Source organism: Streptomyces sp. NPDC052721, assembly GCF_040678315.1.
GTDB lineage: Bacteria > Actinomycetota > Actinomycetes > Streptomycetales > Streptomycetaceae > Streptomyces.
In genome coordinates this window covers 144418-166654 of sequence record NZ_JBFATL010000014.1, presented here as the reverse complement: position 1 = coordinate 166654, position 22237 = coordinate 144418, and the positions used below count along the sequence as shown (strand labels likewise).

Sequence of the window (22237 nt, the reverse complement as noted above, 5' to 3'; positions counted from 1 at the left end):
CGAGGGCCGGGGCCCGGCACGCCGAGAGCACGCACCTGACGCCGCGCGACCCGCCCTCCGGGCGGACGACGGGAGTTTGACGACAGGACCTAGCCGCACCCCCGACGGCCGCCGGCGGACGGCGACCCCGTCCGCTACAGCCCCTGCGCGTAGGAGAAGAAGCGCTGCGGGTCGTACTGCTTCTTCACCTTCGCCAGCCGGGCCGCCGCGTCCCCGTAGTACGCCTTCTTCCAGTCCTTCAGCGTCGGGTCGGTGTAGTTCTGGTAGGCGGCGCCCGAGGCGTACGGCTTCATCGCCTGGTGCGCCGAGGTCAGCCAGGACTGGGCGGTGGAGCCGGAGGCCCCCGCACCCCAGGAGGCGATGTACTGGGCCAGCATCCGCGAGCGGCGGTGGACGAAGGCCGTCGCGGTCGGGGAGACCCGGTTGACCGCGCCGCCGAGCGCGGTGAACGCGATGCTGCCCGCGCCGCCCCGCACCGCGGCGATCTGCTGGAGCACGGTCTGGATGCCGGCCGCGGACAGCGAACGGTCGAAGAAGTCGGAGCGGGCCGCGTACGTCTCGCGGCCGAGCCTGCCCTGCGGGGAGCGGCCCGGGGTGGAGCCGGGCAGATGGCACTGGGCGTCGGTGGAGAAGGAGGAGCAGCCGGCGTAGATCTCCATGGCCTCCTCGTAGCCCCGGCGGCGCAGGGAGACGGAGGAGGCGTTGGCGCCGGCGAGGTGGGCCAGGCGGTCGACGGCGTTCTGCAGCTCGCCGTAGGTGCCGAGGGAGAAGCAGGCCACGGAGATGGTCGGGGTGCGGCCCGGGGAGCACGCCAGGTGCAGGGAGGACCAGATCTCGTCGGGCTGGCCCGGGCCCCACTCCTGCCAGGCCTTCAGCACCTTGGCGGCCCTGGACCAGGGCCAGGTCAGGTAGGCGGTCACTGCCTGAGGTGCGGCATGGGTCCTGAACTGCAGCTCGGTGACGACGCCGAAGTTGCCGTTGCCGGCGCCGCGCAGCGCCCAGAACAGGTCCTTGTCGGTACTCGCGTTCGCCGTGAGCTGTGTGCCGTCCGCGGTGATCAGGGTGGCCTGGGTGAGGCTGTCGCAGGTCAGGCCGTAGGCGCGGGAGGCGACGCCGTGGCCGCCGCCGAGCACCAGGCCGGAGACGCCGACGGTGGGGCAGGAGCCCGCCGGTATGGTCACGCCCTTCGCGGCCAGCGCGCGGTAGACGTCGATCAGCTTGGCGCCGGCGCCGACGACGGCCTGGCCGCCGCTCGCCCGGACCCGGTTCAGCCGGGACACGTCGACGATCAGCCGGTTGTCGCCGGAGGAGTAGCCGGCGTAGGAGTGGCCGCCGTTGCGGATGGAGACCTTCACGCCGTGCGCGTGGGCGTAGGCGAGGGTGGTGCGGATGTCGGCGGGGTGCGCGACATAGGCCACCGCTGCGGGCTTCAGCCCGTCGAAGCGGGTGTTGTACAACTGGTGGGCGGTCTTCCAGCTCGCCTCGCCGGGCCGCACCAGGGTGCCGTCCAGGTCACGGGCGAGGGCCGCCCAGTTCGCCGCGGCGGTCGCGCTCGTGGTCTTCAGGGCCGGGAGCGAGGAGGAGCGCGACGGCGTACCGGGGTGGTCCGCCGCGGGGGCGGACGAGCCTCCGCCCGCACCGCACGCGGTCAGTGCGGTCGTCGCGAGGGCGGCCGCGCCGCCCGAGATGAACGTACGCCGTTCCATGTCCGTCGCCTTTCCTCGGCTGTCGTGGAACGAGACGACGCGCCGCGCCGAGGGGTTCCCCCGACCGGGTGACGTACATCGAAGACATGTTCGCGCAACCCGGTCGTCGGAACCTTCGCGTGCTCTCCCCGTGAGCATTCCGTGACCTCACCGGGCTGACGGCAGGGGTTCACCCCTCGTTCACTTCCGGCCATCGGCGGCTTCACCTGATCTGCCTAATTTCGGCCTTACCGGGTGCTGAGTGCGGCCATGAAACGCGCTCACGCACCTCTATGACCTCGCGCGCCGCCGACAGCGGCGGCTCCTGGAAGGAACTCCCGAAAGTGAAGCTTCAGCGCAAGAACCGGCTGCGCGCCCTTTCTCTCGGTGCTGTCGCCGTCACCGGCGCCCTGGCCCTGACGGCGTGCGGCTCCGACGACAACGGCGGCGGTGGCGGTGCGTCGGGCAACCCGTCCACGTCCGCCGGCGCCGGCTCGGTCAAGTGCGACGACGCCAAGGGTCAGCTGCTCGCAGACGGCTCCTCCGCGCAGAAGAACGCGATCGACGCCTGGGTGAAGAACTTCTCCCAGGCCTGCGGCGTGCAGATCAACTACAAGGGCGGCGGCTCCGGTGCCGGTGTCACCGCGTTCACGCAGGGCCAGGTCGCCTTCGCCGGTTCCGACTCGGCGCTGAAGCCCGAAGAGGTCACCGCCTCCAAGCAGGTCTGCAAGGGCGGCCAGGGCATCGACCTGCCGATGGTCGGCGGCCCGATCGCCATCGGTTACAACGTCCCGGGTGTCGACAACCTGGTCCTGGACGCCCCGACCCTCGCCAAGATCTTCGACAGCAAGATCACCAAGTGGAACGACCCGGCGATCGCCGCCCTGAACAAGGGCGCGAAGCTCCCCGACCTGAAGATCCAGGCGTTCCACCGCTCGGACGAGTCCGGCACCACGGACAACTTCACCAAGTACCTGATCGCCACCACCCCGGACAACTGGAAGTACTCCGGCGGCAAGGCCTGGCAGGCCAAGGGCGGTCAGTCCGCTCCGCAGTCCGCGGGTGTGGCGCAGCAGGTGAAGCAGACCTCCGGCGCCATCGGCTACTTCGAGCTGTCCTACGTCAAGGACGGCCTCAAGGCCGTGTCCATCGACACCGGCGCCAGCAAGCCGGTCGCGCCCAGCTCCGAGAGCGCCACCGCCGACATCGCCGCCGCGCAGGTCGTCGGCACCGGCAAGGACCTCTCGCTGAAGCTGGACTACAAGACCAAGGCCGAGGGCGCCTACCCGATCACCCTGGTCACCTACGAGATCGTGTGCGACAAGGGCAACAAGGCGGACACCCTGCCCGCCACCAAGGCCTTCCTGCGCTACATCGCCAGCGAGGACGGCCAGAAGATCCTCCCGGGCATCGGCTACGCGCCCGTGCCCGCCGACATCATCTCCAAGGTCCGCACGACCATCGAGGGCCTGAGCTGACCTGATCCGAGAGTGCGGCCCGGTACCCGACAGGGCCGGGCCGCACCGTCCGGTGCACCGCCGCCATGAGCCGCCGCCCCCTCGCGGGTACGGCTCCGCAGACCGGAGAACCCGATGGACATATCGACGACAACCGACGTACCTCCCCCTGCCTCCCAGCCCACGGTCGCCGAGCACAAGCGCGCGGCCCGTGGCGCCACCCGCCCCGGTGACCGCATCTTCCTCGGCCTGTCCCGGGGCTCCGGCATCCTGCTGCTGGCGATCATGGCCGCCATCGCGGTCTTCCTCACCTACCGCGCCGCCCTCGCGATCAGCAAGGACCACGCGAACTTCCTGACCACGTTCGAGTGGAACACCAACGTCCTCGAACCGAAGTTCGGCATCGCGGTCCTCGTCTTCGGCACGATCGTCTCCTCGGTCGTCGCCATGGTCGTCGCGGTCCCGGTCGCGGTCGCCATCGCGCTGTTCATCACGCACTACGCCCCGCGCCGCATGTCCGGCCCGGTCGCCTACGTCATCGACCTGCTCGCCGCCGTGCCGTCCATCGTGTACGGCCTGTGGGGCGCCCTCGTACTCGTCCCGCACATGAACGGCCTGTTCGGCTGGCTCGACGACTTCTTCGGCTGGACCGGCGTCTTCTCCTGGGACCAGGGCGCGCCGCGCTCGATGCTCACCGTCGGCGTCCTGCTCGCGATCATGATCCTGCCGATCATCACCAACGTCAGCCGTGAGGTCTTCCGGCAGGTCCCGCAGATGCACGAGGAGGCGGCCCTGGCCCTCGGCGCCACGCGCTGGGAGGTCATCCGCATGTCCGTGCTGCCCTTCGGCCGCTCCGGCGTGATCTCCGCCTCCATGCTCGGCCTCGGCCGTGCGCTCGGCGAGACGATGGCCGTCGCCACCGTGCTCTCGCCGTCCTTCGACATCCAGGCCAGCCTGCTCAACCCGGGCGGCGGCACCTTCGCCCAGAACATCGCCAGCAAGTTCAGCGAGGCGAACGAGTTCGGCCGGGACGCGCTCATCGCCTCCGGGCTGGTCCTGTTCGTCATCACCCTGCTGGTCAACGGCGCGGCCCGGCTGATCATCGCCCGTCGCGCGGAGTACTCGGGGGCCAACGCATGAGCACCGCAGCCGTCACCGACAAGCGGCCCAGCACGCTGCGCGCCGCCAGCCTGCCCCGGTGGACGCCGTGGGCCATCGCCGCCGGCTCCCTCGCCCTGGGCATCGGCATCAGCCTGGCCGCCGGCCTGGACAGCAAGATCCAGTGGGGTCTGATCGCCGCCGTCCTCTTCGTCCTCGGCACGTTCGGGATCGCCGCGCGCGTCGAGGGCCGCCGCCAGGCCAAGGACCGCGTCGCCACCAGCCTCGTCTGGGTGGCCTTCCTGCTCGCCGTGGTGCCGCTGGTCTCCCTGATCTGGGTGACCGTCGCGCGCGGTGTGAAGGTCCTCGACGTCTACTTCCTGACCCACTCGATGGGGGTCGTCGCCGACACCGAGCCCGGCGGCGGCATCTACCACGCCATCATCGGCAGCCTGGAGCAGGTCGGCCTCGCCACCCTCATCGGCGCCCCGATCGGCGTGCTCACCGCGATCTACCTGGTCGAGTACGGCCGGGGCCGGCTCGCCAAGGCCGTCACGTTCTTCGTCGACGTCATGACGGGCATCCCGTCGATCGTCGCGGGCCTGTTCATCCTCAGCCTGATGCTCATCTTCGAGATGCAGCCGTTCGGCTTCGCCGGTTCGCTGGCCCTGGCCATCCTGATGATGCCGGTCGTCGTCCGCTCCACCGAGGAGATGCTCAAGCTCGTCCCGAACGAGCTGCGCGAGGCGTCCCTGGCGCTCGGCGTGCCCAAGTGGCGGACCATCCTGAAGGTGGTCCTGCCGACCTCCATCGGCGGTATCACCACCGGCATCATGCTGGCGGTCGCCCGTATCGCCGGTGAGACCGCGCCGGTGCTGCTGCTGGTGTTCGGCAACCCGTTCATCAACAACAACCCCTTCGAGGGCGCGCAGGCGTCGCTGCCGCTGTACATCTACCAGCAGTTCGCCAACAGCGCCGGCTCCGGTGCGGCGTACGACCGCGCGTGGGCGGCGTCCCTCACGCTGATCGCCTTCGTGATGATCCTCAATCTGGTGGCCCGCGGCATCGCCCGCTGGAAGGCCCCCAGGACCGGTCGCTGAGGCGACTATCTCCGGCTCCGCCGGGCGGAGCCCCACAGCGACCGAGCTTGAATCCCTGGAAGTGAAGCAGACATGGCCAAGCGAATCGACGTAAGCGGCCTCACCGCCTTCTACGGCTCCCACAAGGCGATCGAGGACATCTCGATGACCGTGGAGCCGCGGTCGGTGACGGCGTTCATCGGCCCCTCCGGCTGCGGCAAGTCGACGTTCCTGCGCACGCTGAACCGTATGCACGAGGTCACCCCCGGCGGGCGCGTCGAGGGCAAGGTGCTCCTGGACGACGAGGACCTGTACGGCACCGGGGTCGACCCGGTGTCCGTCCGCCGTGAGGTGGGCATGGTCTTCCAGCGCCCGAACCCGTTCCCCACGATGTCGATCTTCGACAACGTGGCGGCGGGCCTGCGGCTGAACGGCAACTACAAGAAGTCGGAACTGAACGACATCGTCGAGAAGTCCCTCAAGGGCGCGAACCTCTGGAACGAGGTGAAGGACCGCCTGAACAAGCCGGGCTCCGGCCTGTCCGGTGGTCAGCAGCAGCGCCTGTGCATCGCCCGCGCCATCGCGGTCGAGCCGAAGGTGCTCCTCATGGACGAGCCCTGCTCCGCCCTGGACCCGATCTCCACCCTCGCCATCGAGGACCTGATCGGTGAGCTGAAGGAGCGGTTCACGATCGTCATCGTGACGCACAACATGCAGCAGGCGGCGCGTGTCTCGGACCGTACGGCGTTCTTCAACCTCGCGGCGGTCGGACAGCCCGGCCGGCTGATCGAGATCGACGACACGGAGCGGATCTTCTCCAACCCGTCGGTCCAGGCCACGGAGGACTACATCTCCGGCCGCTTCGGCTGATCCCCCGATCCCCTCGCGGTGCTGCATGGCGGTGCCACCGCGAGGACGCAAAGGGCCCGCCCCTGGCTCCCGGGGCGGGCCCACTGCGGCTGGAAGGCGTGGGGCCCGGCTACAGCGCCACCAGCTTGACCAGCCCGAAGGCCAGGGCGGCTACCAGGGCCGCTGCCGGCATCGTGATGAACCAGCCCAGGATGATGTTCTTGGCCACGCCCCAGCGGACGGCGTTGACGCGCTTGGTCGCGCCCACGCCCATGATGGCCGAGGTGATGACGTGGGTCGTGGAGATCGGCGCCTTGAAGAGGAACGCCGTGGTGAACATGATCGAGGCGCCGGTCGTCTCGGCGGCGAAGCCCTGCGGCGGGTCCAGCTCGATGATCTTGCGGCCCAGCGTACGCATGATCCGCCAGCCGCCCGCGTAGGTGCCGAGGGACAGCATGATCGCGCAGACGATCTTCACCCAGACCGGGATTGGGTCGCCGTACGTCTCGTGGCCGGAAATCACCAGTGCCATGACGACGACACCCATCGTCTTCTGGGCGTCCTGGAGGCCGTGGCCCAGGGCCATGCCGGCCGCCGAGACCGTCTGGGCTATGCGGAAGCCGCGCTTGGCCTTGTGCGGGTTGGCCCGGCGGAAGATCCACAGGATTGCCGTCATGACCAGGTAGCCGACGATCAGGCCCACGACCGGGGACACGAACATCGGGATGATGACCTTGTCGACGACCCCGTGCCAGATCACCGTCGTACCGCCCGCCAGCGCCGCGCCCACCAGGCCGCCGAACAGGGCGTGCGAGGAGGAGGACGGCAGGCCGAAGTACCAGGTGACCAGGTTCCAGACGATCGCGCCGAGCAGGGCCGCGAAGAGGATGCCCATGCCGGTCGAGCCCCGGGGCGTCTCGATCAGGCCCTCGCTGACCGTCTTGGCGACGCCGGAGCCCAGGAAGGCACCGGCGAGGTTCATCACGGCCGCCATGGCGAGGGCCGCCCGCGGGGTCAGCGCCCGCGTCGACACCGACGTGGCGATCGCGTTCGCCGAGTCGTGGAAACCGTTCGTGTACGTGAAGAAGAGCGCGACCGCGATGGTCGCGACCAGGGCGAAGGTGTCCATCGACGCCTCAGGACTCCTTGACGGCGATGGTCTCCACCGTGTTCGCCACGTGCTCGAACGCGTCCGCCGCCTCTTCCAGGACGTCCACGATCTGCTTGAGCTTCAGCACCTCGATCGCGTCGTACTTGCCGTTGAAGAGGTGGGCGAGCAGCTTGCGGTGGATCTGGTCGGCCTGGTTCTCCAGCCGGTTGACCTCGATCCAGTACTCGGTGAGGTTGTCCATGGTGCGGAGGTTCGGCATGGCCTCCGCCGTCAGCTCCGCGGCCCTGGCCAGGACCTCGATCTGCTGCTCGACGCCCTTCGGCAGTTCCTCGACGTTGTAGAGGACGACCAGGTCGACGGCCTCCTCCATGAAGTCCATGATGTCGTCCAGGGAACCGGCGAGGGCGTAGATGTCCTCCCGGTCGAACGGCGTGATGAACGAGGAGTTCAGCTGGTGGAAGATCGCGTGCGTGGCGTCGTCACCTGCGTGTTCCGCGGCCCGCATACGCTCTGCGATCTCGGCCCGGGCGGAGGAGTCCGCCCCGAGCAGTTCCATCAGGAGTTTCGAGCCGGTGACGATGTTGTCCGCGGACGCGGCGAACATGTCGTAGAAGCTCGTCTCCCTGGGGGTCAGACGAAAGCGCACGTGGGGTCCTCGGGGTGCTTCGGTTTCGGTCAGGCTGATGCTAGGCGCATCATCCGGCCACGGCTAATGGGCCGTATCCCAGTGTCGCCCATCGAGCAGCGTGATCAGCACGGGGGCGTACGAAGGGCCCTCTACCCCGGAAAGTTCGTTACCATATACCCAGTAGGGGTATGTGTCCTTTTTGTCCCCTGCTCGTCCCGAGACGGAGGCCCGCGATGACGACGACGACCGAGGCCGGCGCCACGCACGGCTACCACAAGCAGAAGGACGAGCACCTCAAGCGGCTGCGCCGGATCGAGGGCCAGATCCGCGGCCTGCAGCGGATGGTGGAGGAGGACACGTACTGCATCGACATACTCACGCAGGTCTCCGCCTCCACGAAGGCCCTGCAGTCCTTCGCGCTCCAGCTGCTGGAGGAGCACCTGCGGCACTGCGTCGCGGACGCGGCCCTCAAGGGCGGTGACGATATCGACGCCAAGGTGGACGAGGCGACGAAGGCGATCGGCCGGCTGCTGCGCAGCTGAGCCGCTCAGGCCGCGTTCCGCTCCTCGGCCACCCGCAGCACCTCGTCGATGCTCTCCAGGCTGAGCCGGTCCTCGGCCGCCGAGGCCGCGATGATCAGCTCTCCGCACAGCTCGATCTCGGCGAGGGCCACGTGGTCCTGAACCGCCGTGCCGCCGACCGCAGCCACCCGCCTCACCTCTTCCCAGTCGTCACCGCTCCCTAGAGTAGGCAGCGCCCTACACACCGCGCATGGCACGGACGGGCTACTTACGGGGTGGCGTCCCGGACTAGTGACTGGCCGGTTTCAGGCCCCGCCGCCGGTGCCGGCCTCCTGGGCGATCCGGCCCGCGTAGATGTCCGCCGGGGCCGGCAGCCGGACGTCGGCGGGGGCGCCGAAGTCGTACAGCAGCAGGGTCGAGGCGACCGCCACGGTGGCCTTCTGGCGGCCGTTGACGAAGCTGAAGCGCTGCCGCAGCTTGCGGATGCGGCCCTGGTCGTCCAGGTACGCGTCGAACGGCACCTCGGCCGTGGCGAACCCTTTCGCCGCCGCGGCCAGGGCCGCCCTGTCCGCGGCGGAGGCGTACCGGGCCGCGCGGCGCAGGTCGGCGGTGCCCCGGTAGTGCCGCACCGCCGTCCCGGCGACCTCGGTCCGGCCGACGAAGACCGCCTCCCGCGTCCCGCGCAGCACCTCGGCCGCCGCGTACGGGTCGGTCGCGCCGCCGGTGACCAGATTGCCGTCGGACAGCGTCGCGGTCTCCACCCGCACCCACTTGTCGGCGGGTACGCCCGCACCCCGGTTCTTCATGAACAGCGCGCCGGGGGTGAGGAGTTCGGTGATGGGCCGGTGTTCGGAGGTGCCCGTGGGGTCCTCGGGCAGCACCACCGTGAGCCGGCCGAGGCGGCGCCGGTAGTCGTAGACCCCCTTGCCGCGGATGGTGACCCGGGTGCCGCCCGTGGCCATCTCCATCGAGGTGCCGGCCTTGGAACTGCCCGCGTCCCGCAGCGCGTCGGCGGCCCGGTGCAGGGTGGTGACGGGGTCGCCCGCGCCCTTGACGTCCTCGGCGGCGGCCCCGCTGCCCGAACAGCCCGTGGCGCCCGTGCCGAGGGCGAGGAGGACGCCCACCGCGACGACCGTCCCGCCCGCGCGCCTGTGCTGCCGCCGATCCATCGCCTGCCTACCCCCAGCCGGTGTCTCCGTCACGGGCCCCCTGTCGTCCGGATAACGACGGGTGGGGGGTGCCGTCACGCGCCGCCGGGAGCGGCGGCGGGGCCGCGCCGGGCCGACGGAAGCGGGACCGAGGCCGACGGGAGCGAGACCGACTCTTCAGCCGGTGCTGGGTACCGTTGGCGGCGTGGCAGTCACCGCGGTACCGGAGAACGGGCCGGAACGCGCCCGGTCCGGGCAGGAACATCTCACGACGACTACCGAGCAGGGACCCTTCTGCGTGGCCAGATGCAGCTGCGGCTGGCGCGGCCCCGCCCGCCGGGCCCGCAGCCAGGCCCGCACGGACGCGGAGGGGCACACGACGGGCCTGTGAGCCGTCACCGGCGCTCCAGGGCCCGCAGGAGCGCGTCCACCAGGTCCCCGTCGCGCGGCTGGGTCAGCCGGTCGCGGGCCGCCGTCGGGGCCAGCCACAGGATGCGGTCCACCTCGTCGTTCGGCGTTAAGTGGCCGGAAACCGCCTCCGCGGCCCAGTACCGCACCCGCTTCGGGCGGCCGTTGGCCGTATAGCGCAGGGTCGGCAGCTCGCCGCCCGGCTCGGCCGTGCACCCGGTCTCCTCCGCGACCTCGCGCAGGGCGCCGGCGAGCGGGTCCTCCCCCTGCTTCAGCTTGCCCTTGGGGTGGGACCAGTCGTCGTACTTCGGCCGGTGGACCAGACAGATCTCCAGGTCGCCGGAGACCGGGGAGCGGCGCCACAGCACACAGCCGGCCGCCTGGACCACGGTGTCGTTCACACCGCCTCCTCGGGGGGTCAGGGCGCGTGGACGGTCTGCTTCTGCCACGCCTGCTGGAACGCGAACCGGGCCGCCTCCACCTCGTGCCGCTGGTCGGCGTGGAGGACACCGAGCGCGTACGCCGTCGCCGGGGTGATCCGGGGAGTGCGGGCCGCCTGCGCCGCCGCGGCCGCCGCCTCCGAGGCGTCCCGGTGCCGGTTCAGCGCCTGGCCCGCCGTCAGCAGCCGTACGTCCACCGGGGCGTTGCCGCCGTGCAGCACCTCGCGGGCGTACCGGTGCAGGCGCAGCAGCAGGCGTACCTGGTGCCAGGGGCCGTCCTGGGGGTGCGGTGACGGGTCCGGGGCCAGACCGTGGACCAGGGCCTCGGCGTTGTAGGGGTGGCCGGCGGTGACCAGGGGGAGCGCGGTGACGGCGTCCGAGAGGCGCTCCTCGGCCGCGGCGGCGAGGGGGCGCAGGGCGGTGGTGGGGGCGGTGGGGGTGAGGGGGACCTCGCTGGCGAGTACGGCGACCTTGTCGGCCACGGCGTGGAAGCGGGAGGAGCCGAGGGCCTGGAGCGCCGTGGAGTGGGCCCTTGTCCGGGCGAGGGTGAGCTGGCGTTCGAGCAGGGCGCCTGCCTTCGCCGCGCCTACGGTGAGGTTGCCGCGCTCTGTCGTCGCCGTCGCGCCGGCCGGGCCACCGGTGCCGATGCGTGCCGCTGCGCCCACCCGTGCCGCCCCAGCGGCACGACCGCCCGCGGCTACGGCGGCTGCCGTGTCGCCCGGGCCCGCTCGGCCGCCCGCGGCCACGGCGACGTCCGCCGCCTGTGCGGGCAGGACGGCCGCTCCCGACAGCCGGTGCAACGCCAGCAACAGGCGTTCCAGGCGGGCCTCGTAGGCGTGTTCCAGGCCCAGCGTGCCGGACAGCCAGGCCAGTTCCGGGCGCATCTCCTCCGACCAGTCGGGGTCCAGGAGCGGGCGGAAGGTGTGCAGGCTGGCGCTGATGCGGCGGGCCGAGCGGCGCAGGAGGCGGGCCGCGTCGAACTCCTCCGCGCCGTTCGCCGTGCCCCCGCCCGTCTCCCGGTGCAGGCGCAGGGCGCGGAGGAACTCCGTGGCCTGGGCGCGCAGGTAGCCCGCGAGGGCGTCCCCCGTCACCGCCGCGGCCGTGGGGTCCGTCGGGTCAAGGTGTTGCTGTGCCACGCCGGCGCCTCCGGGCGTCTATGAGCATCTCCTGGACGTTGCGCAGGGGCTGGCCGTCCGTGTCGGTCGCGTGCCGCGTCCACTCGCCGTCCGGGCCGAGGTGCCAGGAGGCGGTGCTGTCGGACATGCCGGTGTCCAGCAGCCGGTTGAGGGCTGCGCGGTGGCCGGGGTCGACCACCCGGACCAGGGCCTCTATCCGGCGGTCGAGGTTGCGGTGCATCATGTCGGCGCTGCCGATCCACACCTCGGGTTCGCCGCCGTTGCCGAAGGCGAACACCCGGGAGTGTTCGAGGAAGCGGCCGAGGATCGAGCGGACCCGTATGTTCTCCGACAGGCCCGTGACGCCCGGGCGGACGGCGCAGATGCCCCGCACCCAGACGTCGACCGGCACGCCCGCCTGGGAGGCCCGGTAGAGGGCGTCGATGACCGCCTCGTCCACCATCGAGTTGACCTTGATCCGGACGAAGGCCGGACGGCCCGCACGGTGGTGCTGGACCTCCTTGTCGATCCGCGAGATCAGGCCGTCCCGCAGGGACTTGGGCGCGACCAGCAAGCGGCGGTAGGTCTCGCGGCGCGAGTAGCCGGACAGCCGGTTGAAGAGGTCGGAGAGGTCCGCGCCGACCTGCGGGTCGGCGGTGAGCAGACCGAGGTCCTCGTACAGGCGGGCCGTCTTCGGGTGGTAGTTGCCGGTGCCGACGTGGCTGTAGCGGCGCAGGGTGTCGCCCTCCTGGCGGACCACCAGCGACAGCTTGCAGTGCGTCTTCAGGCCGACCAGGCCGTAGACGACGTGGCAGCCGGCCTCCTCCAGCTTGCGCGCCCACTTGATGTTGGCGTGCTCGTCGAAGCGGGCCTTGATCTCGACCAGGACGAGGACCTGCTTGCCGGACTCGGCGGCGTCGATGAGCGCGTCGACTATCGGGGAGTCGCCGGAGGTGCGGTACAGGGTCTGCTTGATGGCGAGGACGTCCGGGTCGGCCGCCGCCTGCTCCAGGAACGCCTGCACGGAGGTGGAGAAGCTGTCGTACGGGTGGTGCAGGAGCACGTCCCGGGCGCGCAGCGCCGCGAAGATGTCGGGCGCGGACGCCGACTCGACCTCGGCGAGGTCGCGGTGGGTGCCGGCGACGAACTTCGGGTACTTCAGCTCCGGCCGGTCGAGGCTGTGGATGCGGAAGAGGCCGGTGAGGTCCAGCGGGCCGGGCAGCGGGTACACCTCCGCCTCGGAGATCTTCAGCTCGCGCACCAGCAGGTCCAGCACCTCGCGGTCGATGGACTCCTCGACCTCCAGGCGCACCGGCGGGCCGAAGCGGCGCCGCATGAGTTCCTTCTCCAGGGCCTGGAGGAGGTTCTCGGCGTCGTCCTCCTCGACCTCCAGGTCCTCGTTGCGGGTGATCCGGAAGGCGTGGTGCTCAAGGATCTCCATGCCCGGGAACAGCTCTTCCAGGTGGTTGGGGGCCGCGATGACGTCCTCGATGGGGACGTACCGGCCGGGGGAGGCCTCCAGGAAGCGGGACAGCAGCGGCGGCACCTTCACGCGCGCGAAGTGCTTGTGGCCGCTGACCGGGTTCCGTACCACGACGGCCAGGTTCAGGGAGAGGCCGGAGATGTACGGGAAGGGGTGCGCGGGGTCGACGGCCAGCGGCGTGAGGACCGGGAAGATCTGGTGCCGGAAGAGCGTGAAGAGCCGGGCCTGCTCCTTGTCGGTCAGCTCCGACCAGCGGACCAGGTGGATGCCCTCGTCCGCGAGCGCGGGGGCGACGTCCTCGTGGTAGCAGGCGGCGTGCCGGGCCATCAGCTCGCGGGAGCGGGCCCAGATCATCTCCAGTACCTCGCGCGGCTGGAGGCCGGAGGCGGAGCGGGTGGCGACGCCGGTGGCGATACGGCGCTTCAGACCGGCCACCCGGACCATGAAGAACTCGTCCAGGTTGCTGGCGAAGATCGCGAGGAAGTTCGCGCGCTCCAGCAACGGCGTGTTCGGGTCCTCGGCCAGCTCCAGGACGCGCTCGTTGAAGGCGAGCCAGCTGCGCTCCCGGTCGAGGAAACGACCCTGGGGCAGGGGCGCGCCGTCGGTCGGCGCCTCCTCGTAGGTGTCGAGGCCCGCGTCGAGATCGGGTTCCAGGTCGGAGACCACGGCGGCCACGGCGTGCTGGCGGTGCGCGGCGATGGAGCCCACGGAGGGCTGGGGGTGCTGTACCTCTGCCTGGGTGTCTTGCTGACTCATGAACCCATTCTTCCGCGCAACGGGTGACACAAGCGCGTCGGAACGTGCGGGCGGGAGCGTGACGGCCCCGTTCCCCGCGGGCCCCTCGGGGGGCGGCGAAGGCTCTGGCACGGCGGGCTTCATTGGCCGAGCGTCGCAAGCCTGGCTGAATCAATGGTTACGGCGACATGACGTGCGGGATAGCGGGGAGCGGCCCGAAGGGGTTCCCGGATGCGAAAACGCCGGTCCGGTGCGTCTCCGTCAACGCCGTGTCGCTGCTCATGTCGGGTCTCCCTGGAAGTGCGTGTCGAGTACGGCGGTGAAGAGTGCGGCCACGTCGTCCCGCTCCAGCCCGGCGGCGCGGGCGCGGTCCGCCCACTCCTCCAGCTCGCCGCGCAGCGGCGAGTCGGCGGGGGTGGTGCCCAGGGACCGCCGGACGAAGGTGCCGAGGCCGCGCCGCGCCTCCACCAGGCCTTCGCGTTCCAGTTCGCGGTACGCCTTCAGGACGGTGTTGGGGTTGATGGCGGTGGCCTCCACCACCTCGCGGGCGGTGGGCAGCCGGTCGCCCGGCCGCAGCAGGCCCAGACGGAGGGCCTGTTTGGTCTGCTGGACGATCTGCACGTAGGTGGCCACGCCGCTGTGCCGGTCGATGCGGTACTCGACCATCGGGTACAACCACCCTTTCACTAATTGAGTAGTGGAAGGGTGGTGCAAAAGAGGGGCGGCCGTCAAGACGGCCGCCCCTCTCGTGCGGAGATGTCAGGTTTCCGTGCGGTACATCAGGTCCGTCTCGTGGACCGTGAAGCCCAGGCGCTCGTACACCGACACCGCCGCCTTGTTGTCGGCGTCGACGTAGAGCATCGCGGTCGGCAGCTGCTGGGCGGCCAGGTGGCGCAGCCCGATCGTGGTGAGGGCCTTGCCGAGACCGCCGCCCTGTTCACCGGGCCGGACCCCGAGGACGTACACCTCGCCCAGCCCCTCCTCGGCGTGCACCTTCGTCCAGTGGAAGCCGATCAGCTCGCCGCGCCGCTCGGCGAGGAAGAACCCGGCCGGGTCGAACCACGGCTCGGCCTTGCGGTCGTCCAGGTCCCGCTGGGTCAGCGAGCCCTGCTCCGGGTGGTGGGCGAAGGCGGCGGCGTTCACGGCGAGCCAGGCCGCGTCGTCCTTGCCGGGCACGAAGGCGCGCACGGTCACGCCCTCCGGGAGCACCGGCTCGGGCAGTTCCAGGTCGGTCAACGACCGCCGCATCTGGCGCAGTTCGCGGAACAGCGTCAGCCCGAGCACCTGGGCGAGGTGCCGCGCGGCGGGATGCCCGCCGTGCGCCCACACCCGCAGCCGCTTGCCGGAGGCGGCGAGCAGGGCCGAGCCGAGCGCCCGGCCGTGGCCGTGCCCGCGGTGCGCGGGATGCACGACCAGTTCGGCGGCCGGCGCCTCCACCGGGTCGGTGTCCTCCAGCTGGGCGTAGCCGACGAGTTCGCCGTCGACGGTCAGCAGCAGATGCGAGACGCCCTCGCGGGCTCCGCCGCGCAGTTGCAGCCGGCCCTGCTCGGACACCGGCTGCTGCCCGTCGACCCGGGCGGCCTCGCCGAGCAGGCGCAGCACGGCCTCGGCCCGGTCGGGAGTGAGCGCGGAGTAGGTCTCGATGGAGCGGGCGGGGAAACCCCGTACGGTGTCGTCGCTGCTCATGCGTATGAGGGTACGGGGCGGCCGGGGCGAATTCCCGGCACATCGGCCACGGCGGGAGCACCGGTAAAGGCATCGGCAAAGGGAAACCAGGATGTAACCATGAACCCCCTGTCGTGCTACGCGCGTTGACTTTAGGCTGCGCCGAGCCACCACAGCCGACCCACAGGGGGGTCCCATGCCAGCCGCGCCCCGGCGCACCAGACGTCGTACGTACGCCCTTCTCGCGAGCGCAGCCTCTCTCGCCACGGCCGCGGCGCTGACCGCCGCGCTCCCGGCGGACGCGCACGAGAGCCAGCACCGTCCGGGCCGCTACGAGGACGTCCAGCTGCTCTCCTTCAACGACCTGCACGGCAACCTGGAACCCCCGTCCGGCTCCTCCGGCCGGGTCACCGAACTCCAGCCGGACGGCACGACGAAGACGGTCGACGCGGGCGGTGTCGAGTACCTCGCGACCCACCTCCGTCAGGCCCGCACGGGCCACCCGTACTCGATCACCGCGGCCGGCGGCGACCTGGTCGGCGCCTCCCCGCTGCTGTCGGGCCTCTTCCACGACGAGCCCACCGTCGAGGCGCTGAACAAGCTGGACCTGGACGTCACCTCGGTCGGCAACCACGAGTTCGACGAGGGCGCGCGGGAACTGGCCCGCCTGCAGAACGGCGGCTGCCACCCGAAGGACGGCTGCTACACCGACCAGGAGTTCGAGGGCGCGGACTTCCCGTACCTGGCCGCGAACGTCCTGGACGACAAGACCGGCAGGCCGGTCCTCAAGCCGTACTGGGTCTGGAAGAAGAAGGACGTCAGGATCGGCTTCATCGGGGTCACGCTGGAGGGCACCCCGGGCATCGTCTCCGCCGACGGCGTCAAGGGCCTGACCTTCAAGGACGAGGCCGAGACCATCAACAAGTACGCCAAGGTGCTCCAGCGCCAGGGCGTGCAGTCGATCGTGGCCCTGATCCACGAGGGCGGCTACCCGGCCTCCGGCTCCTACAACTACGACTGCGACTCCCCGGGCGCGGGCAGCGGCATCTCCGGCCCGATCGTGGACATCGCCAAGAGCGTGACCCCGGCGGTGGACGCCCTGGTCACCGGCCACACCCACCAGGCGTACGTCTGCACGGTCCCGGACCCGTCCGGCCGCCCCCGCATGGTCACCTCGGCGTCCTCGTTCGGCCGCCTCTACACCGACACCACGCTGACGTACGACCGCCGCACCGGCGACATCGCGCGTACGGCGGTGAAGTCCGCGAACCACGTGGTCACCCGGGACGTCCCCAAGGCGCCGGACATGACCGACCTGATCTCGCGCTGGAACACCCTGGCCGCCCCGATCGGAAACCGCCCCATCGGCTGGATCTCCGCCGACATCAACAACACCGGCACCGAGTCCCCGATGGGCGACCTGATCGCCGACGCGCAGCTCGCCCACGGCCGGGAACTGGACCCGAGGACCAGCCTCGCGCTGATGAACCCGGGCGGGGTCCGGGCCGGCCTCACCTACGCGGCCAAGGGCGCCGAGGGCGACGGTGTGGTCACCTACGCCGAGGGCTTCACGGTCCAGCCGTTCGCCAACACCGTGAACCTCCAGGACTTCACCGGCGCCCAGCTGATCCAGGTCCTCAAGGAGCAGGTCAGCGGCGCCAACGCGGCGGCCCCGAAGATCCTCCAGCCGTCCGCCGGCCTCACCTACACCCTGGACCTCACCAAGTCCGGCGCGGACCGCGTGGTCACCGGTTCCATCCGCCTGAACGGCGCCCCGATCGACCCGTCGGCCACCTACCGGGTCGCCACCAACAGCTTCCTCGCGGGCGGCGGCGACGGCTTCCCCACGCTGGCTCAGGGCACCGGCGACCTGGTCGGCGCGGACGATCTGACGGCCCTGGAGACGTACCTGACGGCCAACTCGTCGGCCACGTCCCCGATCGCACCGCCGAAGACGGACCGGATCACGGTCGTGCGGTAGGACCGGCAGGACCGGTGGAGGCGGCGGGAGGCGGCGCCCCGAGGGCGGCCAGCATCTCGGCCGCCTCCTGCCGCTCGAACCAACGGGACCGGAACAGTCCGCGCCGTGCGGACGCGGTGCGCAGCGCCCGCAGGGTCGGCTCGCGGTACTCCTCGCCCAGGTGCCAGAGACTGACCACCGCGTTGCGCATGGCCACGCTCTCGGTGAAGGGGCTCGTGATCACACCGAGAAGTACCGCGACCGCCCGGGAGTGGTACTCCTTCCCCAGCCCCAGCAGACACCCGGCCACCTCCACACGGCGCTGCGACGGGCTCAGCCGGGTGAACCGCGCCGAGGTGAGGGCGTCGGCCGCCACGGCGCGGTACGGCCCAGGCAGGTGTGCCAGCTCGGTGACCGCCAGGGCACGCAGGGACATGGCAGTCCAGGGACGGCGGACCACTCTCCGCAGAACGCGTGCCGCGTCCGGGACGTGGTCGGTCATCTCGCTCAGGAAGTAGGCCTTGGCCAACTGCTGGCCGATGCCGGCCCACCAGCGGCGGGCCGACCGTCGTACGCAGTCCGCCGCGGCCTTGTCGTAGGGTGCGCCGAGAGCGGCCAGTGTCCGGGCCGCATCCGGTCCGTGGCGCCAGCGCACCGTGGCTGAGCGAAGGGCACGCACGGCCAGGTGCAGGTGCGGGTCACCGAGCAGCACCAGCAGGGTCACGGCGAGCAGGAAGTCCTCATGGCCGGTCGTCCGGCGCCTGGCCACGGAGAAGAGCAGCTTGGCCGCGGTACCGGTGTACCCGCGGTCGAGGCAGAGCAGGATGTCCACGGCGCGCAGACGCTCGCCGGTACTGCTGCGGCGATCGGCGGCCACGGCGCGCAGCACGTCGGTGTCCACCGGTATGCACGGCCCGTTCAGCGCCAGGAGGGCCCGGGCGGCGTTCAGCCGTTGCTCGCCGGTGGAGGCTGCGTCCGTCGCCTCCTTGTCCAGATCGGTGGCGACCGAGGACAGGTGGGACCAGCCCAGCAGCCGCAGCGATGCCGCCGCGGTGTGCCGGCGCCGGGCGTCGGCGCCGGTGAGTGTGTGCCGCAGTACGCGGACCAGCTCGGGCACGGGAGACTCGTCCGGGGCGGGCAGGAGGGTGTGCAGCTTCTCCCAGGAGAAGGAATCCCCGGGTGTGTCGACGAGAAGCACGCACAGTGGCTCGAAGTCCTTCCGCGGGTCGAGCAGGCCGAGGGCGAGCAGCGCTCGCGCGGCGGCCGACCGATCCGGAGACGTGTCGGCCGCCGCGGCGAAGCGTGCGCGCAACCGCCGCCCGGCGTGGTCCAGGTGGGGTTCACCGAGCTGGAGCAGTACGTTCGCGGCATCAGCCTGCGATCCCGGCGGGCTGTCCCGGTCGATGAGTACGGTCAGCAGCGCCTCGGCGGCTTCCGCGTCGAAAGGCGGTTCTCCCAGGGCTGCCAGCCCTTTGGCCGCACTCAGTCTGAGCGCGGGCGACGAGCGCCGGTTGCCGAGGGTCCTGCGTGCCACGCGTGTCGTGGCGTGCTCCAGCATGCCGATCGCCTGACCGGGTGGCGGAGCGGTCGCGGGTTGCGCCGCACGCTCCTTCAGCCGGCGCAGGCCCGCCGCCGCCTCGGCCTTGAGTCCCGGGCCGACTGCCCGGTCGTCGAGCAGCGCCCGCCAGGCACGCTCGGCCTGGTCCGTGTACTCCGGGCCCAGACCGGTCAGCAGCCCGGCGCTCCTGGCGCGCCAGGATGCCGGGACGCCGGGGTTGGCGGACATGGCGGACAGCATCTGCGCGGCTTCCCCCGTGAACGGGGCACCGAGACGCGCGAGCTGGTCGACGGCCTCGTGACGGTGGTGCGCGCTGACCGCCTCGGTGATGAAGCCCCGCAGCGCCTGCGCGGCCCGCTCCCGGTACGGGGGCCCCAGCCCGGCCAGGGTCCGGGCGGCCTCCAGCCGCATGAGGGTGTGGGTGAGCGGGTCCCGGATGACCGAGGAGAGCCGTTCGGCGGCCAGGGGGTAATAGGGCTCGCCCAGCGCGATCAGTTTCTCCACCCATGTGTGCTGCCGGTGGTCGCTGAGCAGCGGATCGGCGGCCAGGAGGGCGTATCTGCGGGCGACCTGGTCGGTGTAACCGCCGCCGATCTCCAGCAGATGGCGTACGGCCTTGTCGAACCCCAGGACCTCGGGCCGGGCCTCGTTGATGAGGTCCACCAGGACGCCGGCTCCCTCGTGCAGGTACTCGTCGCCCAGGGTGGCGAGCAGGTTGGCCGTGTCCGCCCGGTCCCAGAGATCGGCGCGCGGGTGGGCCAGTACGGTGCGCAGCACGTCCGCGGCCGTGTCCCTGTACGCCGGATGTGCCTCGGCCAGCGCATAGGCGGTGCCGGCCAGCCAGAGGAGCCGGGCGTCCGCGCTGTCCGCGCTGTGTGCCAGGGCCCGGGCCGCGCTCCCCGCGTCGTGTTCCACGAGCGCGAACGTGGCCTCGGCCCGCCAGGGGCCCTCCCGGTGCGCGGTGTCATCCAGCAGTGCCCGCACCTGCGGGTCCCGCATCCGCGACAGCAGATCCCACACGCGCCCACGGGAGGCGAGCCCCGGCTCGCGTCGCACCGCCTGGACCACGTGCCGGTAGTGCACCCCCTCGGCCGGACACCGCGCCGCGAGCAGCTCGGCGGCCAGCATCTGGTCGGTCAGCGGGCCCTGTTGTAGCCAGTCCAGCAGGGACCGGCCGCCCTGCCGGTGGCGGTGACAGTAGTGAACCAGGGCGGTCAGGTACAGGTCGCGCTGCGGGTGCTCGGTCCGGCCGGACGCCGTGACGATCGCGGTGCGCCAGGCCCGCGCCCCCAGATCGAAGGAGTCCGGCAGCTCGTCCGCGAGCAGCTCCGCCGCCATGTGCTCGGCGAACGTCGTGTGCAGGAAGGCGAGGTCCCGTCCCTGCCGTACGAACAGCCCGGTGCTCAGCAGGGCTTCCGTGATGGCGTCCGCCCAGCCGTCCACCGGGGCGACGGCGCCGAAGCGGTGCCCCTCGTCGTCCGTCGCCGTCTCCTCCCACCAGCGGTGTGCCGCGCCCGGCAGGTCGCGGACGTCCTCGGTGAGCTGGGCGTGGGCGAGACGGCCGAGCAGCTCGTCGAGCCGGTCGCGCAGCGTCGCCACGGCGCGCCGCGCCCGCGCGCCGGCGCACCCGTCCTCCAGCTCCCGCCACATGCGCTCCGCCTGCCTGCCCTTGGTGGCGCGCAGATGCAGCCGGTACTGCTCGTACAAGCCCCAGCGGTTGTCGGGCAGGGGCCGGTCGGGCGCGTTCTCGAAGACGACCGCCGTGACGGTCGCCAGCAGGGGGTTGCGCAGCAGGTCGGCGAGGCCGCTGTCGTCGATCTGCCGAAGGAAGTCGGCGGCGAGGGTGCCCGGTCCGGCGTCCCGGAACCAGGAGCGGGCGAACTCCTCCAGACCGTGCCGGTCGAAGGGGGCGAGCAGGTAGCGCTGGAAACCGGCCCTGGCCAGCTCCGCCGTGGCCTCCGGGTCGGGGCGTGTGGTCACCAGCAGACGCAGGGGGCCGGCGGCCTGGGCGGCGTGGTCGGCGAGCCGGTGGATGAGGCGGTCGCGGCGGTGGTGGTGGACCTCGTCGAGCGCGTCGACGAGAACGAGCCAGCGCGCGCCGGCGGGCAGCCGGGGCAGCGTGCCGGTGCCGGTGTCGAGGCCGGTCGCCGCCGCCACCGCCGCCTCCAGGGAGTGGGCCGGGTCGGCGAGTTCGGCGGCCGTGACCCAGAGCGGCACCAGGCAGCCCCGGCCGCTGCCGGCCGCGAGGGCGGCACGGCCGTACTCCAGGGCGCACCTGTGCAGCAGCGTGGACTTGCCCGCGCCCGGACCGGCCTCCACGAGGACGTGGCCGCTCTCGTCGCCCAGGATGTCGGCGAGCCGGCGCGGGGGGCCCGCGCTCTGTGCCACACGCCCCGGGTGCTCGGCGCCCTCCGGTCTGCCGCCGGGTCCCTCGGGACTGTTCTCCCAGGCGTTGAGCACCTGCCGGACGTACACCGCGGTGAGCCGTCGTGGGCGGCGGTCCTGGCGGAAGCGGTGGGGGAGTTCGTCCGCCTCGGCCTGCTGCCGGGCGAGCACGGTCCGCACCGGGTGCGGCAGCCAGTGCGGGGTGCCGGGGGCGGGCGGGTGGACGGGGATCGGGGCGGGGTCGACACCGTGCGCGGCGAGGACGGCCAGGAACGCGGGGTCGTCCAGGCCGGTCAGGTCGGTGGCGGTGGTGGTGCGGCGGTCGCCCGAGGGGCGGTGGCTGGTGACGATGCCCGCCAGCAGGCCCTCGGCCTTGGTGAGGACGCCCGCGCCCGAGAACCCGGACCACGGGGAGCGGCCCGGTGCCGCCGGTGGCGGGTCGCTGCTGAGGACGGAGAGCTGGAGCTGGCGGCCGGTGCGGTCGGAGCCGAGCTGGACGGTCGCGTCGATCTGGTGGCTGCGGGGCCCGGAGCCCTCCACGGCGAACCGGGGGAACCCGACGGCGTGGACCTCGATCTGGCCGATCGTGTGCGGCAGTTCGGCGAAGCGCAGGGGCGGACCGAGCGGCTCCGGGGCGGCCCCGTCCGGGTCGAGGACCAGGAGGGCGAGGTCGCGGCCGGGGTGGGGGACGACACGGGACACCCGCAGCGGCTTTCCCGCGCCGGCCGACGGGCGCACCTCGTACCGGACGCCGCCGGGGACGCCGTCGGTGGCTTCCTGTACCGCGTGAGCGGCGGTCAGGGCCAGGTCGTCGGCGAGCAGTACGCCCGATGCCACGAAGAACGGGCCGGCACTGTCAGCGGGGTCCCGGCCGACGACCTGTATGACGCGGTCGAGGTGGTTCATGGGTCA

At 71.8% G+C, this 22237-nt stretch carries 18 protein-coding genes; 7 read left to right on the top strand and 11 right to left on the bottom strand.

The window, feature by feature from the left end; translation table 11 throughout:
* Window positions 1–134: 134 nt before the first annotated feature.
* Window positions 135–1706, bottom strand: a complete 1572-nt coding sequence (locus tag AB0L21_RS16680) for an FAD-binding oxidoreductase (RefSeq protein WP_365784641.1) — start codon at window positions 1704–1706, stop codon at window positions 135–137.
* Between the two features lie 323 nt (window positions 1707–2029).
* Here AB0L21_RS16680 and pstS point away from each other — a divergent pair, with 323 nt between their 5' ends.
* From pstS to pstB, 4 genes are all read left to right on the top strand, one after another.
* On the top strand, window positions 2030–3163 hold the full coding sequence (gene pstS / locus AB0L21_RS16675) for a phosphate ABC transporter substrate-binding protein PstS (protein ID WP_365784639.1): 1134 nt from the start codon (window positions 2030–2032) through the stop codon (window positions 3161–3163).
* Window positions 3164–3277: 114 nt separating this feature from the next.
* Window positions 3278–4282 carry a phosphate ABC transporter permease subunit PstC gene (gene pstC, locus AB0L21_RS16670; protein WP_365708758.1) on the top strand — a complete coding sequence of 335 codons (1005 nt, stop codon included), beginning with the start codon at window positions 3278–3280 and terminating at the stop codon, window positions 4280–4282.
* Window positions 4279–5340 carry a phosphate ABC transporter permease PstA gene (gene pstA / locus AB0L21_RS16665; RefSeq protein WP_365708756.1) on the top strand — a complete coding sequence of 354 codons (1062 nt, stop codon included), beginning with the start codon at window positions 4279–4281 and terminating at the stop codon, window positions 5338–5340. Before pstC ends, pstA begins: the two co-directional genes overlap by 4 nt.
* Before the next feature lie 72 nt (window positions 5341–5412).
* Window positions 5413–6189, top strand: a complete 777-nt coding sequence (gene pstB, locus AB0L21_RS16660) for a phosphate ABC transporter ATP-binding protein PstB (RefSeq protein ID WP_365708754.1) — start codon at window positions 5413–5415, stop codon at window positions 6187–6189.
* 109 nt (window positions 6190–6298) lie between these two features.
* Here pstB and AB0L21_RS16655 read toward each other — a convergent pair whose 3' ends face one another.
* Window positions 6299–7297 (bottom strand): inorganic phosphate transporter, encoded by a 999-nt coding sequence (locus AB0L21_RS16655; protein ID WP_365708752.1) that lies wholly within the window; start codon window positions 7295–7297, stop codon window positions 6299–6301.
* A gap of 7 nt (window positions 7298–7304) precedes the next feature.
* Window positions 7305–7925 (bottom strand): DUF47 family protein, encoded by a 621-nt coding sequence (locus AB0L21_RS16650; RefSeq protein ID WP_015493282.1) that lies wholly within the window; start codon window positions 7923–7925, stop codon window positions 7305–7307.
* Window positions 7926–8140: 215 nt separating this feature from the next.
* Here AB0L21_RS16650 and AB0L21_RS16645 point away from each other — a divergent pair, with 215 nt between their 5' ends.
* Window positions 8141–8449: a metal-sensitive transcriptional regulator gene (locus AB0L21_RS16645; protein ID WP_365784637.1), complete on the top strand. Its 309-nt coding sequence runs from the start codon at window positions 8141–8143 to the stop codon at window positions 8447–8449.
* Between the two features lie 5 nt (window positions 8450–8454).
* Here the strand turns inward: AB0L21_RS16645 and AB0L21_RS16640 are convergent, their stop codons facing one another.
* Window positions 8455–8616 carry a hypothetical protein gene (locus AB0L21_RS16640; protein ID WP_014673530.1) on the bottom strand — a complete coding sequence of 54 codons (162 nt, stop codon included), beginning with the start codon at window positions 8614–8616 and terminating at the stop codon, window positions 8455–8457.
* A 117-nt stretch (window positions 8617–8733) separates the two neighbouring features.
* Window positions 8734–9597 (bottom strand): hypothetical protein, encoded by an 864-nt coding sequence (locus AB0L21_RS16635; protein ID WP_365708748.1) that lies wholly within the window; start codon window positions 9595–9597, stop codon window positions 8734–8736.
* A gap of 184 nt (window positions 9598–9781) precedes the next feature.
* Here AB0L21_RS16635 and AB0L21_RS16630 point away from each other — a divergent pair, with 184 nt between their 5' ends.
* The gene (locus AB0L21_RS16630; protein WP_365784635.1) at window positions 9782–9967 is read left to right on the top strand and encodes a hypothetical protein; all 186 of its coding nucleotides are present in this window, start codon (window positions 9782–9784) and stop codon (window positions 9965–9967) included.
* 4 nt (window positions 9968–9971) lie between these two features.
* Here the strand turns inward: AB0L21_RS16630 and AB0L21_RS16625 are convergent, their stop codons facing one another.
* The 5 genes from AB0L21_RS16625 to mshD form a co-directional block, all read right to left on the bottom strand.
* A complete protein-coding gene (locus AB0L21_RS16625; protein ID WP_365784633.1) occupies window positions 9972–10385 on the bottom strand; it encodes an NUDIX hydrolase in 414 nt (137 codons plus the stop codon).
* A gap of 17 nt (window positions 10386–10402) precedes the next feature.
* Complete coding sequence (locus AB0L21_RS16620; protein ID WP_365784630.1) at window positions 10403–11560, bottom strand: CHAD domain-containing protein; 1158 nt, start codon at window positions 11558–11560, stop codon at window positions 10403–10405.
* Window positions 11541–13778 (bottom strand): RNA degradosome polyphosphate kinase, encoded by a 2238-nt coding sequence (locus tag AB0L21_RS16615; protein WP_365708740.1) that lies wholly within the window; start codon window positions 13776–13778, stop codon window positions 11541–11543. Before AB0L21_RS16615 ends, AB0L21_RS16620 begins: the two co-directional genes overlap by 20 nt.
* 258 nt (window positions 13779–14036) lie before the next feature.
* Entirely contained in the window at window positions 14037–14423 is a 387-nt protein-coding gene (locus tag AB0L21_RS16610; protein ID WP_365708738.1) for a GntR family transcriptional regulator, read from the bottom strand.
* Between the two features lie 93 nt (window positions 14424–14516).
* Window positions 14517–15443: a mycothiol synthase gene (gene mshD / locus AB0L21_RS16605; RefSeq protein WP_365708735.1), complete on the bottom strand. Its 927-nt coding sequence runs from the start codon at window positions 15441–15443 to the stop codon at window positions 14517–14519.
* A 175-nt stretch (window positions 15444–15618) separates the two neighbouring features.
* On the opposite strand from mshD, the gene AB0L21_RS16600 reads away from it, so the two are divergent.
* Window positions 15619–17403 carry a bifunctional metallophosphatase/5'-nucleotidase gene (locus tag AB0L21_RS16600; RefSeq protein ID WP_365784628.1) on the top strand — a complete coding sequence of 595 codons (1785 nt, stop codon included), beginning with the start codon at window positions 15619–15621 and terminating at the stop codon, window positions 17401–17403.
* Here the strand turns inward: AB0L21_RS16600 and AB0L21_RS16595 are convergent.
* Complete coding sequence (locus AB0L21_RS16595) at window positions 17387–22231, bottom strand: trypsin-like peptidase domain-containing protein (RefSeq protein ID WP_365784626.1); 4845 nt, start codon at window positions 22229–22231, stop codon at window positions 17387–17389. The genes AB0L21_RS16600 and AB0L21_RS16595 overlap by 17 nt on opposite strands.
* Window positions 22232–22237: the final 6 nt, after the last annotated feature.